At 51.4% G+C, this 14704-nt stretch carries 16 protein-coding genes and 1 riboswitch; of the genes, 10 read left to right on the top strand and 6 right to left on the bottom strand.

The genetic code is table 11. The features are described 5' to 3' along the window. Window positions 1-46: 46 nt before the first annotated feature. From EJL91_RS04995 to EJL91_RS04985, 3 genes are all read left to right on the top strand, one after another. Window positions 47-523 carry an LURP-one-related/scramblase family protein gene (locus EJL91_RS04995; protein WP_125140830.1) on the top strand — a complete coding sequence of 159 codons (477 nt, stop codon included), beginning with the start codon at window positions 47-49 and terminating at the stop codon, window positions 521-523. A 34-nt stretch (window positions 524-557) separates the two neighbouring features. Continuing rightward, window positions 558-1436, top strand: coding sequence for a L,D-transpeptidase family protein (locus tag EJL91_RS04990; RefSeq protein ID WP_243125230.1), 879 nt, complete (start codon window positions 558-560; stop codon window positions 1434-1436). Between the two features lie 314 nt (window positions 1437-1750). After that, the gene (locus tag EJL91_RS04985; RefSeq protein WP_125140829.1) at window positions 1751-3046 is read left to right on the top strand and encodes a serpin family protein; all 1296 of its coding nucleotides are present in this window, start codon (window positions 1751-1753) and stop codon (window positions 3044-3046) included. Here EJL91_RS04985 and EJL91_RS04980 read toward each other — a convergent pair. From EJL91_RS04980 to EJL91_RS04965, 4 genes are all read right to left on the bottom strand, one after another. Then, window positions 3018-3842 carry a TatD family hydrolase gene (locus EJL91_RS04980; protein WP_243125229.1) on the bottom strand — a complete coding sequence of 275 codons (825 nt, stop codon included), beginning with the start codon at window positions 3840-3842 and terminating at the stop codon, window positions 3018-3020. The genes EJL91_RS04985 and EJL91_RS04980 overlap by 29 nt on opposite strands. Window positions 3843-3889: 47 nt before the next feature. Continuing rightward, on the bottom strand, window positions 3890-4624 hold the full coding sequence (locus tag EJL91_RS04975; RefSeq protein ID WP_125140828.1) for an ABC transporter ATP-binding protein: 735 nt from the start codon (window positions 4622-4624) through the stop codon (window positions 3890-3892). A gap of 17 nt (window positions 4625-4641) precedes the next feature. Next, complete coding sequence (locus EJL91_RS04970; RefSeq protein WP_125140827.1) at window positions 4642-5733, bottom strand: ABC transporter substrate-binding protein; 1092 nt, start codon at window positions 5731-5733, stop codon at window positions 4642-4644. A 144-nt stretch (window positions 5734-5877) separates the two neighbouring features. After that, window positions 5878-6636, bottom strand: coding sequence for an ABC transporter permease (locus EJL91_RS04965; RefSeq protein WP_125140826.1), 759 nt, complete (start codon window positions 6634-6636; stop codon window positions 5878-5880). Between the two features lie 133 nt (window positions 6637-6769). After that, window positions 6770-6876: riboswitch (TPP riboswitch) on the bottom strand. Between the two features lie 602 nt (window positions 6877-7478). Between EJL91_RS04965 and EJL91_RS04960 the strand changes: the two genes are divergently transcribed. Both EJL91_RS04960 and EJL91_RS04955 read left to right on the top strand, forming a co-directional pair. Next, the gene (locus tag EJL91_RS04960; RefSeq protein WP_125140825.1) at window positions 7479-7859 is read left to right on the top strand and encodes a desulfoferrodoxin family protein; all 381 of its coding nucleotides are present in this window, start codon (window positions 7479-7481) and stop codon (window positions 7857-7859) included. Window positions 7860-8053: 194 nt separating this feature from the next. Beyond that, window positions 8054-8743, top strand: a complete 690-nt coding sequence (locus EJL91_RS04955; protein WP_206429454.1) for an aspartate/glutamate racemase family protein — start codon at window positions 8054-8056, stop codon at window positions 8741-8743. A 68-nt stretch (window positions 8744-8811) separates the two neighbouring features. Here EJL91_RS04955 and EJL91_RS04950 read toward each other — a convergent pair whose 3' ends face one another. Together EJL91_RS04950 and EJL91_RS04945 are read right to left on the bottom strand one after the other, a co-directional pair. Beyond that, window positions 8812-9087, bottom strand: a complete 276-nt coding sequence (locus EJL91_RS04950; protein WP_125140824.1) for a hypothetical protein — start codon at window positions 9085-9087, stop codon at window positions 8812-8814. Window positions 9088-9232: 145 nt separating this feature from the next. Next, complete coding sequence (locus EJL91_RS04945; protein WP_125140823.1) at window positions 9233-9880, bottom strand: hypothetical protein; 648 nt, start codon at window positions 9878-9880, stop codon at window positions 9233-9235. 119 nt (window positions 9881-9999) lie between these two features. On the opposite strand from EJL91_RS04945, the gene EJL91_RS24500 reads away from it, so the two are divergent. The 5 genes from EJL91_RS24500 (at window position 10000) to EJL91_RS04925 (ending at window position 14701) form a co-directional block, all read left to right on the top strand. Beyond that, a complete protein-coding gene (locus EJL91_RS24500; RefSeq protein WP_164516747.1) occupies window positions 10000-10167 on the top strand; it encodes a hypothetical protein in 168 nt (55 codons plus the stop codon). Between the two features lie 194 nt (window positions 10168-10361). Next, a complete protein-coding gene (locus tag EJL91_RS04940; RefSeq protein WP_125140822.1) occupies window positions 10362-11192 on the top strand; it encodes an FAD binding domain-containing protein in 831 nt (276 codons plus the stop codon). Further along, window positions 11170-11649: a (2Fe-2S)-binding protein gene (locus tag EJL91_RS04935; RefSeq protein ID WP_125140821.1), complete on the top strand. Its 480-nt coding sequence runs from the start codon at window positions 11170-11172 to the stop codon at window positions 11647-11649. The genes EJL91_RS04940 and EJL91_RS04935 overlap by 23 nt, the downstream gene beginning before the upstream one ends. Next, complete coding sequence (locus EJL91_RS04930) at window positions 11646-13943, top strand: xanthine dehydrogenase family protein molybdopterin-binding subunit (protein WP_125140820.1); 2298 nt, start codon at window positions 11646-11648, stop codon at window positions 13941-13943. Before EJL91_RS04935 ends, EJL91_RS04930 begins: the two co-directional genes overlap by 4 nt. After that, a complete protein-coding gene (locus EJL91_RS04925; RefSeq protein ID WP_125140819.1) occupies window positions 13940-14701 on the top strand; it encodes a nucleotidyltransferase family protein in 762 nt (253 codons plus the stop codon). Before EJL91_RS04930 ends, EJL91_RS04925 begins: the two co-directional genes overlap by 4 nt. Window positions 14702-14704 lie beyond the last annotated feature (3 nt).

The raw sequence follows: 14704 nt of genomic DNA, 5'->3' as shown, positions 1-14704 counted from the left end.
GACACAGAAGAGACTAATATAAAGAACAATAAATAAGGAGGACCGGATGCCCAGATTATTAATCAAACAGAGAGTGTTTTCGTGGAGCGATACTTATGACGTATACGGTGAGGATGAGAGTCCGCGGTATTTTGTGAAAGCGGAATTCCTGTCGCTGACCCACCAGATTCACGTTTATGACAGCCGCACGGGGGAAGAGCTGGGCGCGGTCAGGGAGGCCTTTTTAACGCTGATGCCGAGATTTGAAATCGAGATCGGCGGACGGATTATGGGCCAGGTTGAAAAGCGGTTTACGTTGTTCAGGCCCAAATACGAGGTCGATTTTAACGGCTGGCGGGTGGAAGGCGATTTCCTGGGATGGGATTACAGCATTTATAACGAGTGTTCGGCCATCATGCACATCGAAAAAGAATTTCTGCACTGGGGTGACACCTATGTGCTGCAATACGACGATCCGGAGGATGAACTTCTGGGTCTGATGCTTGTTGTTGCAATCGATGCGGCAAACTGCAGTAATGGATAAATGCAGCAGATGCCGGGGAACCGGTAATACAGGAATGGATATAGAATGGCTGACCATGGACAGAAAGGAATTTGCCCTGATGAAAAAGAAGTACAGAGGAACCGATCAATTATATAAGAAAATCTGCGTGGCGGGACTTGCCGGGCTGATTCTTGCGGCTTCAGGTCCCCGGACCGCATTTGCCGCAGAAAACAGCGGACAGGCGTATGGACCGGCCTGGGAGAGTGAACAGAAGAAAGCCGGACTCCTTCCGGAACAGTCCGGTAACACGGAAACAGGAGAGGCTGCCGTCCCGTATAACGGAGATGTTAACACGCTGAAAGCGGCAAAGGAGGCCTCCCAGCTTATCGTGGCGGTGGGAAATCCTGCCGATCCTGCACTGGGAACTCTGACCTGGTATAAAAAGAACCAGGATGGAGTGTTTACACCTGCATTTTCCGTACCGGCGGTGAGCGGCATGAACGGGATTTCCGGAGACAAAAAGGAGGGGGACAAGAAGACGCCGGCCGGCGTTTACTCCTTTACCATGGCTTTCGGAATGAAAGATAACCCCGGAAGTATTCTTCCCTACCACAAGGTGGTAAACGGCGATCATTTCGTAGATGACGGAAACAGCCGGTATTACAACCGCCTTGTTAATGAATTTGAAGTCCAGAAGGACTGGACTTCCTCCGAGAACCTGATACGCCAGGCGCCGCATTACAATTATGCACTGGTTCTGAACTACAACGACGGCTATGTGCCGGGAAAGGGTTCCGCCATTTTCCTGCACTGTCCGAAGGTTGCCAATAATACGGGGACCTCCGGCTGTATCAGCATACAGGAAGAGTATATGAAGGAGCTGGTACAAAACGTAGACCAGAACACAAAGATTATCGTAGTCCAGGAGGAAAAAGATCTGGCGGCGTATTAAGGCGTATTAAAAAGAAAAGAGCCAAATGTACGGGCGGACCGCCTGAGTACACTTTCCTTTTCAAATTCATAAGAGAATGTCATAAAACAATGTCATAAAACAATGTCATAAAACAATGGCACCATTTCCTTCTTGCCGTCGGCGAAGGGAAATGAGTGCCTTATTTTATTGAGTGGCAATGAAAAGTAACAAATATTAAGAATGAGTAAGAGAAAAGCAAAAAAGATGCTGGAAAAATCAGGTATAATAGGAGCATGGAATAAGCCGTGCGGGTTCCAGGGACGGAACGGGCGGCTAAAAAGAGGAGGCAACTTATGAAGAAAGCAGGATGGAAACAGAAAAAGACAGCCGTGCTCTGCGGCCTGGCGCTTCTTGCGATGTCCGGGGCGCTCCTGGGAGGCTGCGGCAAAGGCGTACAGTCGAACCAGGATTCGGCGGTAAACCCGTCCTATCCGGAAGGGATAGACAGCGACAAGGACTGGGAAAAATGGAGGGAATATATGGACAATAACGAAGTAGATCCGTCTTTCATTGAGGAACAGGCGGATTTTGTATTTACAACGGCCAGGGAGCTACTGGCGGCCAGGGAGGAAAATCTGGTCTATTCCCCGACCAGTCTTTACTACGCCCTGGCTCTGGCGGCTTCCGGAACGGAGGGGGAGACGGCGGAGGAGCTGTACCGTTTTCTCGGCACAAAAGACAGGGAAAACGCTGAAGAAAATGCGGGTAAACTCTATCGGACTTTATACTGTGACAATTCCATCGGCCAGCTTCGCATAGCGACATCCCTGTGGGTGGGGCGTGATCTGGAGCTGAAGAAAGCGTTCCTGAAAACGGCTTCAGAGCAGTTCTATGCTTCCATCCACAATGTGGATTTTTCGGATGAAAAAACAGGTGCGGAGATGGGAAAATGGGTACAGGAGAATACGAAGGGTACAATCGCGCCGGAGATCAAAACCGATTCACAGCAGTTGATGCACCTGATGAATACGATTTACTTCTATGATGAATGGATTGACCGATTTTCCGAATCAAAGACAAAGAAGGGGGATTTCCACCTTGCGGACGGAACCGCGGTGGAGACGGATTTTATGAATGCGGCCTTCGGCTCCCATGGATACAGCGAGGGGGAAGGATATGTAAGATCCGCCCTGGGGCTGAAAGAGAGTGGTTCCATGGTCTTTGTTCTTCCCGATGAAGGCGTTTCCATCGATTCTTTTCTTGAATCGCCGGATCGCCTGAGAGAAGCGCTTGAGAGCGGGGAGAGCCATATGGGGGAGGTGGTTTTTAAGGTTCCCAAATTCACTTCGGACAGCCGGAGTGATATAAAAGAGATGATGATGAAACTGGGAATCACCAGAATTTTTGAGGACGGAGACTTTTCGGGAATGACGGAGCAGAAAGACATTTTCATCTCGTCCATCACCCAGAACGGGCATATTGGAATCGACGAGAAGGGCGTGGAGGCATCTGCCTTTACGGATATCACCTACGCAGGAGCCGCACTGCCGGACGGCAGGGCGGAGATGATCCTGGACCGTCCTTTCCTGTACGGCATTAAGAAGAACGGCGTGTGGCTCTTTATCGGGATTTGTGACAATCCAGTTTAAAACATGTATAAAAGTTTCGGACAATCTGAGATCCGGCTTCTTCCACCGGGAGGCGCCGGATTTCTGCCGTCTGCGCCAGGGTGAAGGAGAGGGAGGAACGGACGGAAGAGGATGCGTCCTCAGCGTCTTGAGTGCGAAGTTCTTTCGGAGCCTCATCAAAGGACCAGGTTACGGCTCCCAGACCGTCTGTTTCAATTAGAATCCGGTCGGACGGAAGGCCGGCGGCGAGTTTTCTTACATCGGGATTCCACCAGACGTCCGGCCCGATGGAAAAATAGCAGTCAAGTTCCAGATACTGTTTCGGAAATTCGGGGGAGGAGTACCAGTGTACCAGATAGGTATTGGGAAAATCGGAGATCAGGGAGGCGATTCTTTCTTCCTGCCCCTTTGTGTGGAGAATCACTGGCTTTTTCATATCGCTTGCCATGGCGAGCTGTCCGGTGAACACCTTTTCCTGAATGTCCAGGGGGACGTCACACCAGACGCTGTCCATTCCAATCTCCCCGATAACGGAACACTGTGAAAAAAACGGTTCCATATCGGTGATCCGGAAGCGGTCCGCATACCATGGATGAAGGCCGAAGGTGGGAATGAGAAAGCTTTCGTTTTCCGGTTCGGAACACAGTGCGGCCAGCCTTTGCGCCTCCACTGGATTGGAAGCGCACAGGAGAGAGGGAATCTTGCTTTCCCTGCGCTCCCTGAGTTCTTCGCGGGAGCCGATATGGGCGTGGGCATCGCATAAAAACCTTAAATCGGTCTGTTCCATTCTGGTCTGCTCCATTTTAGCCTGTTCCATTTTGATACCTCCTGTCTGGTGTCCAATATCCCTTTTGGCGAATCATCTCAGGTTCGTCCCGACATGATTTCTGAGTGGATTTTCTGCCTCAGCTCTCCCTGCCGGTAGAGCCATTCCCTGTTTCTTTCCCTGTCCGGGATTGTGATTTCACAGGTGATACGGGCCGGCGTCTGGTTGAGAATCAGAATCCGGTCAGAGAGATAGAGCGCCTCATCCATATCGTGTGTGACCAGGAGCACCGTACGGTTTAACCTGGCTCTCATCCCAATTAGCCAGTCCTGCATATCACCTCTCGTGATGACATCGAGGGCTCCGAACGGCTCGTCCAGAAGCAGGATGTCTGCCTTGCACAGTGCGGTGCGCAGGAAGGCGGCACGCTGCCTCATGCCTCCGGAAAGGGCGGACGGATATTTATTTTCATATCCGTCCAGGCCGAAAGCAGGAAAGTTTTCCGCGGCTTCCCGCTTCATCTCATTTAAAGAACCATGAATCTGTCCGTAAAGGCAGACGTTTTCCAGAATTGTTTTCCAGGGGAACAGGAGATCATTCTGGGGCATGTAAGCAAAATGCTCCGATAGTCCGTTCACGGTCCGGCCGTCCACCTGAATCAGGCCGGTTTCCGCCTTGATGACCCCGGTCAGGAGCTTGAGAATCGTCGACTTTCCGCAGCCGGATGGCCCGAGGAGACTTACAAATTCCCCTTCTTCGATAGAAAAATCCAGGGCCTCGAACAGTTTTTTGTTTTCATAGGAAAAAGATAAGCCGGATACGTCCAGTTTCATAGTACATCTGTCCTTTCTTATTTCGCAGGGAGGAATTCATTGGTATAGCAGTCGGAAGCCGGAATGGCTTTGTCAATTACACCGTATTCAACCATGAAGTCCGTGTATCTGTCCCAGACTTCGTCTTTCATTTCGCCCCATTGACTGGCATCCTCCGAATATTTATCGGCAAGATAGGCCTGGGATACTTCCAGCATTTCAAGAGGATAGTCGGGAGCATATTTCTGGAGGATGGCGGCGCTTTCCTTTGGATTCTGAATTGCGTATTCGTAACCTTTTTCCGTGGCGGCCAGGAACTTTTTCACCGTGTCAGGTTTGTTCTTCAACGTGTCGTTGGAAGCAATAATGACAGGGGTATAGTAGTCCAGACGCTCATCCAGTTCGCGGACCGGCATATACTCGATTGGGAAATCATTTAACTGGCATTTCACATTGTCCCAGGCCTCAAAGAACCACATGATATCGGCGTTATCTTTCAGTGCCTCAAAACCGGAACCGTCGGAGATGACCATGCTGAGTTTGGAGAAATCGGCTCCCTCCTTTGTCATAACGGCGTTTAATACGGCTTCTTCACCCGGGCCGCCCCAGCCTGCATAAGTTTTGCCTTCAAAATCTTTCGGGGATTTGATGTCTTTTCCTTCATAGGTTGCAAAACCGGAGGTGTTATGCTGGATTATGGTTGCAATGGCTTTGATTGGAAGGGGATCGGAAGCGGTGAGGGCAATAGTGACGTCCTCCTGATAGCTGATTCCAAAATCACCCTTACCAACGGCAATAAGGGTGGCGGTAGCGCCCTCGGTTGGTTCAATAATATTGACGTTCAGTCCTTCTTCCTCATAATATCCCTGGTCCAGGGCAACGTACATGCCGGTATGGTTTGTGTTGGCCACGTAGTCGAGAATGACGGTGACATCCTGAGACTCTCCGGAGTTCGCGGAAGCTTCACCGGAAGACTCCTCCGTCTTTTCCGCGCCGGAGGAAGATTTCCCGGTTTCTGCCGCAGCCGGATTGGAAGACGGCTCTGCGGTGCCGGAGGACTGGGAACAGCCTGCCAGCGTACCTGCTGCCAGGGCAGCGGTTAACAGGATTGCAAGTGATTTCTTTTTCATAATTTTTCTCCTTTGGTGTGATTATTCAAAATGATGCATGGGCAATTCGGGTTATGGTCCAAATTCCGCTTAAAAGCAGCGTGTGGGAGCAGTGAAGGCTTTGCATCATTTAATAAATGAACGTTAAAATCTGCAAACGCAGTGTTAATTGTTATTCCGTTTCAGATAGGGAAGGGCAGCGAACTGGTAAAGGCGGATCAGTCCGTTCATGCACAGGCTCAAAAAGATGATTACAAGGACGCAGGCAAATACCTTGTCGAGCATATAGCTGTTTTTCACCCTCAAAAGATAATAGCCGAGTCCCTTCTGTGAGCCGATCCATTCGCCTACCACGGCGCCGCTGATGCTGTAAGTGGCCGCTACCTTCAGGCCGGACAGCAGAGACGGGATGGAGGCAGGTATTTTTACAAGGCGGTAAGTCTCCCATCTTCCCGCGCCGTAAGAGCGGGTGAGGTGGACATATTCTTCATCCACCTGGGCGAGCCCATCGGAGAAGCTGACCGCAATAGGAAAGAAACACATCAGTACGACGGTCAATATTTTCGGAGCCACGCCAAAACCCATATAGATGATAAGAATCGGGGCCAGGACAATCATGGGAACTGTCTGGGTAACGACGAGAATCGGATAAAGTCCCTGCTTGACAACAGGAAAACAGTCCATCAGGATGCCGAGTACAAGCGCCAGTACAAGGGAGATCGCAATGCCGGAGAGGGCTTCAATAACGGTAACGGCTGCATGGCCTCCCAGTGTGTTAAGTTCGGCTGCCAGTGTTTTTATCACCTGCACCGGGGAGGGAAGGACATACAGGGGAATTTGAAAAAACTGTACGGCCCCTTCCCACAGAAGGAGCAGAACGAGAATGAAAAGGGCCGGGGTGAGGTTATTATAATATTTTTTCATTGGGATCTCCTGTTTATAGAAAAAGTCAAATAGTCAGTAACAAGAAAGTGGCCGGCTCGCCGGACTCTCGCGCCGAGCGCGGACGCATAGCGGCATATGATATAAAAAATCCCGCCGGATAATGGCGGGATAGTATGTACAGTATTTCACGTCCCTACGTTGGCATTATCCAAATCAGGTAAAGGGTCGAAATTTTAAATTTCCTCTCAGCCTGTTCTACAAGCTCCCCTGTTTCTTTTTTGATTTATAATGGTAAAAAGTCTGTGAAAGCAGTCTTCTTATCGATTACTGATTGTAGCACGAAAAGGATGGGAAATCAATTGTTTTTTGGGAAATATAAAAATGCGGGGTGGAATGGGGAGGTTATGAGTCTTCAGTCCCGGGCTTTAGGTTGTCGCGGGTGGGGAATCCGGGCAGAAAAAGTTCCTGCGGGAAACGCTTGCGCTCTTTGGAGTACATAGCGGACACTAACCTCGAAAAAACCTCGGTAAGTGCCGATGGACTCCCAGGTTCCCTACGGAATCTTTTTCTCCCTTCTTCCCCACGGGCAGGTTATGGATCGGGACTGAAGACGCCGAGGTTTTCGCTGTATTCCAAAAACCGGCCTGCGGCAGGTTAGTTGTTTTATTTCTCAGGGGGAGGTTGCTGCCACTATGTTGCTTTAATGTTACTGTGGATTGTGAAGCATGAGATATGAGGCGGTGAATTGTTATAAGTAATTAATATTTGCTTGTATATTGTATCTAAAACAAATATAATGAATATACATAAAAAGAAATATATGGAAACGGTCCGGAAGGTACGGAACGGTTACATATGTGGAAATCAGGAGGAAAAGAAAGATGGAATTAAAATTTTATGTCTGTGAGCATTGCGGTAACATTATTACTTACGTGAAAAACAGCGGAGTGCCGGTTATGTGCTGCGGTCAGAAGATGACGGAGCTTGTTCCGGGAAGTACGGATGGAGCGTTTGAGAAGCATGTACCTGCAGTAGAGGCCGAGGGTTCTAAGGTTACCGTAAAGGTAGGCGAAGTGGAGCATCCGATGATGGAGCAGCACTATATCCAGTGGATTGCCCTTGAGACGAAAGAAGGCGTTCAGATTAAATATCTGAACCCGGAGATGAAACCGGCTGCTGAGTTTGTTTTAAGTGAGACTGATGAGGCGGTTGCCGCTTATGAGTACTGCAATCTGCACGGACTCTGGAAAAAAGAGATCTAATTGAAAAACAGGACGCCGGATGGCGGACAGGATTTTCTGACGCGGCCGAAACCGTTTTGCGGGGGGAGGCGGGGGAAAACCGTTCCGCATCCGGCGTCTGTTTTTTCTATCACAGGAAAGTGAGCCTGTGATATGAAAAAACCTCAGGGCAGGACTCTTTCTTGTCCGATTGACACAGGCGGGAGGCATTTAAGATGAAAACAATTGGGATGATTGGCGGAATGAGCTGGGAGAGCACCGTCACCTATTATAAGATTATCAACGAGGTGGTTAAGGAAGAGCTGGGAGGTTTGCATTCCGCAAAGATACTGCTGTACAGCGTGGATTTTGAGGAGATCGAGAAGTACCAGTCCGACGGGGAGTGGGACAGGGCAGGGGAGGTTCTGGCGGAGGCAGCAAAGAAGCTTGAAAATGCGGGAGCCGATTATATTGTCATCTGCACTAACACCATGCATAAGGTCGTGCCGCAGATAGAGGCGCACATCGGGATTCCGGTTATCCATATTGCCGAGGCGACGGCAGACATTCTGCTGCAAAGCGGGATTAACCGGGTGGCTCTGCTTGGCACAAAATATACGATGACGCAGGATTTTTATAAAGAAAAGCTGGTTGGCGCCGGAATTGAAGTTCTGATTCCAGAGGAAGAGGAGATTGAAGAAATCAATGAAGTGATTTTTAAAGAACTGTGCCGGGGAATCATTTCGGAGGCGTCCAAACAGAAATACCTGGCGGTTATCGATAAGCTGGCGGCTGCCGGTGCGCAGGGAGTGATTCTTGGCTGCACTGAGATTGGAATGCTGATCCGGGAGGCGGATACGGCATTACCCGTGTTTGATACGACGCAGATCCATGCGACAAAGGCGGCGCTTCTGTCGATCAGGTAATGGGATAGATGAGAAAAATACGAAACAGAGGCCGCTGCCGGTTACTGCCTGCAGCGGCCTTCAATGTTCTATTTCCGGTTTCCCATCTTCCTCGACAGGGTGCGCAGGGTTTCTACCTGTTTTCTCTGTGCGGGATTCATTCCTGAAGTGAGAATCGATACAATCAAATCCGTCTCCTGATCATTAAAATTCATTCCGTTGTTTCCGGCGGCCATGCTCATTAATAAGGGCATCAGTTTATCTTTCGGTGTTTTTCCGGCTTTGTCGGCCAGCTCGGTCAAATATTTCAGTTTTTGTTCATCCATTCCTTTCAGGCGCGGATCCTGTCTCCAATTCTCATTCATGGTCTAATTTCCTTTCTGCTTGTTATGATCTGTTTCTGGTCGGGTAGTTTCATGCTTTTGGTTTGAGCTTTGTCTCCGGACGGTCCCGCCGCGGACACGGCTGCAGGGAGGGCGGCTGCCGTTCTATGTAACGGAGCAGGGTGTGTTACGAGAACTGCTGAAAGGTCTGCATCAGCATTTGGGCCGTCTCCAGTTTGGACTGTTGATCGGGTGGAAGTATATTTTTCAGCTGGTCCATGGGGAAACGGAAGAAATCGTTTCTCCTGCCGTTTTGTCCGTTATGCCCACCGGAACTATTCTGTCCGCCGGACCCGTTCTGGTTCCCCTGGCTGTTCTGGCTGCTCTGGTTATTCTGGGCGGACGAATATCCCGTACGGCTGTCGGCCCTGTGTTCCTGTCCCTGCACATGTTCCGGTTCCCGCCTGGGGATTTCCTGATCGGGTTCATCCATACTGTCCATATAGGACTGGTAAAGCTGGGAGCCCTGCAGAAAGTTGACAATCAGATCGATAAAGTCCTGCTCGGCCTCTGTGCCGAACGGTTTCATTGCATTTAACATATCCACCGGGGAAGCCGGCGCGTCTTCTTCCAGGGAACAGATGCTGAGATCACCTTCCTCACTGTTTCCAAACAACTGTACGGTTCGCTGCAGTTCACCAATTTTTACAAGCAGGGAGAAGATACGCTGTTCCTGTATATTGATGTAGGGAAGGGCGGCTTTTATCATCTGAAGATGAGGGGCGGCCGTCAGATAATCCAGCTCTGTCAATTTTAAAGTCTGTTCATTGCTCATGGGACAATACCTCTTAATTCCTTGCCTAAATATATGCGCAAAAAGAAAGGATCATGCCGACGCTTTGGAAATTGCCGCATATACTAAAGTACGATGAAAATTACAGGGGGAAAGTGGGAATGAGCACCCGTTTAATAATAGAAGGAAACAGCGTATACGAAATTGATGAAGACTGCCTCGCCTGCAGCGAGAAACTCGCGAGAGAAAAAAAGGAGGCGGGCAGGAGGACAGGCGACAAAATTGAGCACAGGGGCGCGCAGGGGCGCCGCGATAATAATGGAAGATAGGAAAGAAAGCGGCGGCAGCAATGAATTTTACGGAGCGCCGGTTTCCCGGCACTCTGTAAGCGGCGCGAGCCGCTTTTTCCTTGTCCTAAATTGAGCTCTATGGTAAAATATCTGTAAACCGTGTTTGAGGCCAAACAGCCTCTTAGCCGCAAAACGGCAGCCATACGGCACGGATTAATACGGAGGATAAATCGGTGATTCATTATAAAAATTATGTTAAACCAAAGAATTTGGAAGAGGCATTCGCAATGAATGCCAAAAAGTCGGCGGTGATAGCGGGTGGATTCTGTTTTCTGCGTCTGCAGAGCAGGAATATCGGAACACTCCTGGATCTTCGCGATCTTCTATCGGATCGGATCGAGGAGACGGAGGAGGAATTCCGGATTGGAGCTATGGTCTCCCTGCGTCAGCTGGAGCTGCATAAAGGGCTGAATGATTTTATGTCCGGGGCGGCAAAGGACTGTGTCTGTCACATTGTGGGAACGCAGTTTCGAAACTGCGCCACGGTGGGAGGAAGCATATTCGGAAGATTCGGGTTTTCCGACATCCTGACCTGTTTTCTTGTCATGGACTCGTGGGTGGAGCTTTACAGGGGCGGGAGGATTCCCCTTTCCGAGTTTGTGGCCATGAAGGCAGACGGCGATATTATGACCGCCCTCGTTGTGAAGAAGACGGGCAGAAAAGCCGCTTATGAGATGATGAGAAATGAGGCGGTGGATTTCCCGGTGCTCTCTGTTGCCGTTTCGGAGGATGATAACGGAATGACACGCCTGGCGGTCGGGGCAAGGCCGGCCAGGGCGTCGGTCATTGAAACGGAAGGCCTGCTTTCCGTCCTGGATGGGGAGAAGAGGCGCGCTGAGGCGGAGAAACTGGCCGCCCGTTTTACTTACGGAACCAATATGAGGGGCAGCGCGGAGTACAGGAAATATCTGGCAGGCGTCCTCATCGGCCGGGCGGCCGGACGTATCGGCGCACTGAGAGAGGGACAGGAGGGCAGACGGGATGAATCTGACATGCAGGATTAATAATAAGACGGTGAGCGCGGATATTGCTCCCGATATGATGCTTCTTGAATTTTTGCGCTCCCAGGGGTGCTACAGCGTAAAATGCGGCTGTGAGACGACAAACTGCGGTCTGTGCACCGTCTGGATGGATGGAAAACCGGTGCTTTCCTGCGCCGTTCCCGCGATGCGGGCGGAAGGCGCCGAGATTACGACATTGGAGGGCGTTAAGCAGGAAGCGGAAGAATTCGGCCGTTTCCTGGCCGGTGAAGGAGCGGAGCAGTGCGGCTTCTGCAGTCCCGGCTTTATTATGAATGTCCTTGCCATGAAACGGGAACTGACGGAACCGGACGACCGCGAGATCCGGGAATACCTGGCGGGCAATCTCTGCCGCTGTACCGGCTATTCCGGCCAGATGCGCGCGATCAGAAAATATCTTATTTACATAAAGGAAAAAGAGCAGGAGGGGCAGGAGTCATGAATAAGGGAAAGAATGTGAGCCGGCCTGTGATGAAAAAAGATGCCATGGCCCTGGTGACGGGAGCGCCGGTCTATACCGATGATCTGGCCCCGAAGGACTGTCTTGTGGTGAAGGTATTAAGAAGTCCCTACGCCCATGCGCTTGTGAAGACCATTGATACGAAAAGGGCAGAAGCCGTTCCGGGAATCGCCTGTGTGCTGACCTGGGAAGATTCGCCAAAGAGCCGGTTTACCCAGGCGGGACAGACTTATCCGGAGCCAAGCCCGTACGACAGAAAGATTATCGACCGGCGTATGCGCTTTGTCGGCGATGTGGCCGCTATCGTGGCGGGAGAGACGGAGAACGCCGTGGATCAGGCTCTCCGGCTGATTAAGACGGATTACGAGGTTCTGGAACCGGTTCTCGATTTCAGGACGGCGAAGGACAACCGCGTGCTGGTCCATCCGGAGGAGGACTGGAAGGCGCTCTGCCCGGTGGGAGCCGATAATCAGAGAAACCTGTGTTCCAGCGGCGCCGAGTCGGACGGGGATGTGGATGCGGTGCTGAAAGACTGTGATCTGGTGATTGAGAGAACTTATCACACGAAGGCGGACAATCAGACGATGATGGAGACGTTCAGGGCCTTTACTTATAAGGATGCCTTTGGACGGCTTAACGTGGTGGCGTCCACCCAGATTCCGTTCCACATCAGGCGGATTCTGGCTAATGCCCTGGACATCCCAAAGTCGTCCATCCGCGTGATTAAACCGAGAATCGGAGGCGGGTTCGGGGCCAAGCAGACGGGAGTGGCGGAGATTTATCCGGCTCTTGTCACGATGAAGACGGGACGTCCGGCCAAGATGGTATTTTCAAGATATGAATCCATGATTGCCTCCTCCCCACGCCATGAGATGGAGATTACCGTCCGGATGGGACTGAGCGGCGACGGCAAGGTCAGGGCTATCGACATGTATACCCTCTCTAACACGGGAGCTTATGGGGAACACGGGCCGACGACGGTCGGACTCAGCGGCCATAAGGCGATTCCTATCTATACGCCGGAGGCATTCCGGTTTACCTATGATGTGGTCTATACAAACTACCAGTCATCGGGAGCCTACAGAGGATATGGGGCGACCCAGGGCCTCTTTGCAGTGGAGACGGCGTTAAATGAGGCCGCGGCGATACTGGGACTTAATCCGCTCCAAATCAGGAGCCGGAATTTCCTGCAGGAAGGCCAGATTATGCCCGCCTACTACAATGAACGGCTTCAGAGCTGTCATGTAAAACAGTGTATGGACAGGGCGGCGGCCATGATGGACTGGGCCGGAAAGTATCCGTCCAGAGTTATGAAAAACGGTAAGGTCCGGGGCGTCGGAGTCGGAATATCCATGCAGGGTTCGGGTATCTCGGCCATGGACGTCGGCACGGTGACAATCCGCCTGAGTGATGAGGGCCATTATAATATGATGATTGGAGCAACCGATATGGGAACCGGCTGTGACACAATCCTCGCACAGATGGCGGCCGACTGTATGGACTGCGATGTGGACGACATCGTCGTGTCCGGAGTAGATACGGATGTTTCGCCCTATGACTCGGGTTCCTACGCATCCAGCACCACCTATGTCACCGGAATGGCCGTCGTAAAAGCCTGCGGCGAGCTGCGGGCAAAGATTATCGCCCAGGGCGCGGAGCTTCTGGGAGTTAATGCGTCGGAAGCGGACTTCGACGGTTCTTTTGTTTTTGTATCGGAAGCACGGACGGGGGAAGAACAGAAGGTTTCCCTGAAAGATATCTCAACAAAAAGAATGTGCGGTTCCGGCCTGGCTCTTGAGGCTACGGTTTCCCATTCCTCCCAGGTATCGCCGCCTCCGTTTATGTGCGGTATGGCCGAGGTGGAAGTGGATTTGGAGACGGGGAAAATTGACCTTCTCGAGTACAAGGCGGCCGTGGACTGCGGAACGGTGATAAACCCGAACCTGGCCAGAATCCAGGCCGAGGGAGGCATCGTCCAGGGCATCGGCATGACGCTTTTTGAGGATATAAATTATACGGATAAGGGAAGACTGAAAGAGAACTCCTTTATGCAGTACAAAATTCCGGCCAGGGTGGAGGTGCCGGATTTGGAGGTGGAATTCGATTCCAGCTATGAACCGACAGGGCCGTTCGGGGCAAAATCGGTAGGCGAGGTTGTCATGAACACCCCGCTTCCCGCCATTGTGCAGGCGATCTATCATGCAACCGGACTCTGGTTCCGGGAGCTGCCTGTCACACCCGAGAAGGTAGTGAGGGGGCTTAAAAAACTGCCATGATGAATGTGATTCTGCTGGCAGCCGGATTTTCAAAACGGTTTGGCAGCAATAAACTCCTCCACTGTATCGACGGAACGCCGATGTACCGTTACGCAGTGGAGGCAGCAAAAGAGTATCAGGAAGGCTCCCCTTCCCAGCATCAAAAGCCGGGAAATGGAGAAGCGGTCCGTCTCATCGCCGTGACGGCTTATGAGGAAATCGGCCGGGAACTCTGCAGCCGTGACGGTTTCGTACCGTACGGTGAGCCGTCAGAATGTATTGCATTGGCTGAAAATATTGCGCCGGCTGAATACCTGGAACCGGCTGAATCCATGAAAACTGATGGAACCATGAAACCTGATGAATCCATGAAACCGGACAGGCGGGTGGTATTTAACAGGAACCGGGAAATGGGGATTTCCCATTCCATAGAGCTGGGGATCCGGGCGGCCGGAGCCATGGCGGATGAAGACAGCCTGATGTTTATGGTCTGCGATCAGCCCCGGCTGGCGGCCGGTGAGCTCTTCCGGCTGGCGGAGGAATTCAGGCAGTCGAAAAAGACGATCGCCTGCCTGTCGGATGGGGAAAGGACCGGGAATCCGGCGGTGTTTTCAGGGATATACCGGGAGGAACTTTTAAGCCTTTGCGGCGATACGGGCGGAAAAGCCGTAATTAAGAGGCATTCGGAGGAGGTATATCTCTGTCCGGCCTCTAATCCCGCAGCGCTTGAGGATATCGATTATATTGACAATGACATTGACAGGGAAGAAGATGAGTGATGC

This window comes from Clostridium transplantifaecale (genome assembly GCF_900626075.1).
GTDB lineage: Bacteria > Bacillota > Clostridia > Lachnospirales > Lachnospiraceae > Otoolea > Otoolea transplantifaecalis.
Note: the sequence above shows the minus strand (reverse complement) of the source record. Positions and strands in the feature narration are given on the sequence as shown.

Excerpts from the sequence above, each read along its gene's own strand:
- EJL91_RS04995 (WP_125140830.1), top strand. The coding sequence starts at position 47 with ATGCCCAGATTATTAATCAAACAGAGAGTGTTTTCGTGGAGCGATACT.
- EJL91_RS04990 (WP_243125230.1), top strand. The coding sequence starts at position 558 with ATGGATATAGAATGGCTGACCATGGACAGAAAGGAATTTGCCCTGATG.
- EJL91_RS04985 (WP_125140829.1), top strand. The coding sequence starts at position 1,751 with ATGAAGAAAGCAGGATGGAAACAGAAAAAGACAGCCGTGCTCTGCGGC.
- EJL91_RS04980 (WP_243125229.1), bottom strand. The coding sequence starts at position 3,842 with ATGGAACAGGCTAAAATGGAGCAGACCAGAATGGAACAGACCGATTTA.
- EJL91_RS04975 (WP_125140828.1), bottom strand. The coding sequence starts at position 4,624 with ATGAAACTGGACGTATCCGGCTTATCTTTTTCCTATGAAAACAAAAAA.
- EJL91_RS04970 (WP_125140827.1), bottom strand. The coding sequence starts at position 5,733 with ATGAAAAAGAAATCACTTGCAATCCTGTTAACCGCTGCCCTGGCAGCA.
- EJL91_RS04965 (WP_125140826.1), bottom strand. The coding sequence starts at position 6,636 with ATGAAAAAATATTATAATAACCTCACCCCGGCCCTTTTCATTCTCGTT.
- EJL91_RS04960 (WP_125140825.1), top strand. The coding sequence starts at position 7,479 with ATGGAATTAAAATTTTATGTCTGTGAGCATTGCGGTAACATTATTACT.
- EJL91_RS04955 (WP_206429454.1), top strand. The coding sequence starts at position 8,054 with ATGAAAACAATTGGGATGATTGGCGGAATGAGCTGGGAGAGCACCGTC.
- EJL91_RS04950 (WP_125140824.1), bottom strand. The coding sequence starts at position 9,087 with ATGAATGAGAATTGGAGACAGGATCCGCGCCTGAAAGGAATGGATGAA.
- EJL91_RS04945 (WP_125140823.1), bottom strand. The coding sequence starts at position 9,880 with ATGAGCAATGAACAGACTTTAAAATTGACAGAGCTGGATTATCTGACG.
- EJL91_RS24500 (WP_164516747.1), top strand. The coding sequence starts at position 10,000 with ATGAGCACCCGTTTAATAATAGAAGGAAACAGCGTATACGAAATTGAT.
- EJL91_RS04935 (WP_125140821.1), top strand. The coding sequence starts at position 11,170 with ATGAATCTGACATGCAGGATTAATAATAAGACGGTGAGCGCGGATATT.
- EJL91_RS04930 (WP_125140820.1), top strand. The coding sequence starts at position 11,646 with ATGAATAAGGGAAAGAATGTGAGCCGGCCTGTGATGAAAAAAGATGCC.
- EJL91_RS04925 (WP_125140819.1), top strand. The coding sequence starts at position 13,940 with ATGATGAATGTGATTCTGCTGGCAGCCGGATTTTCAAAACGGTTTGGC.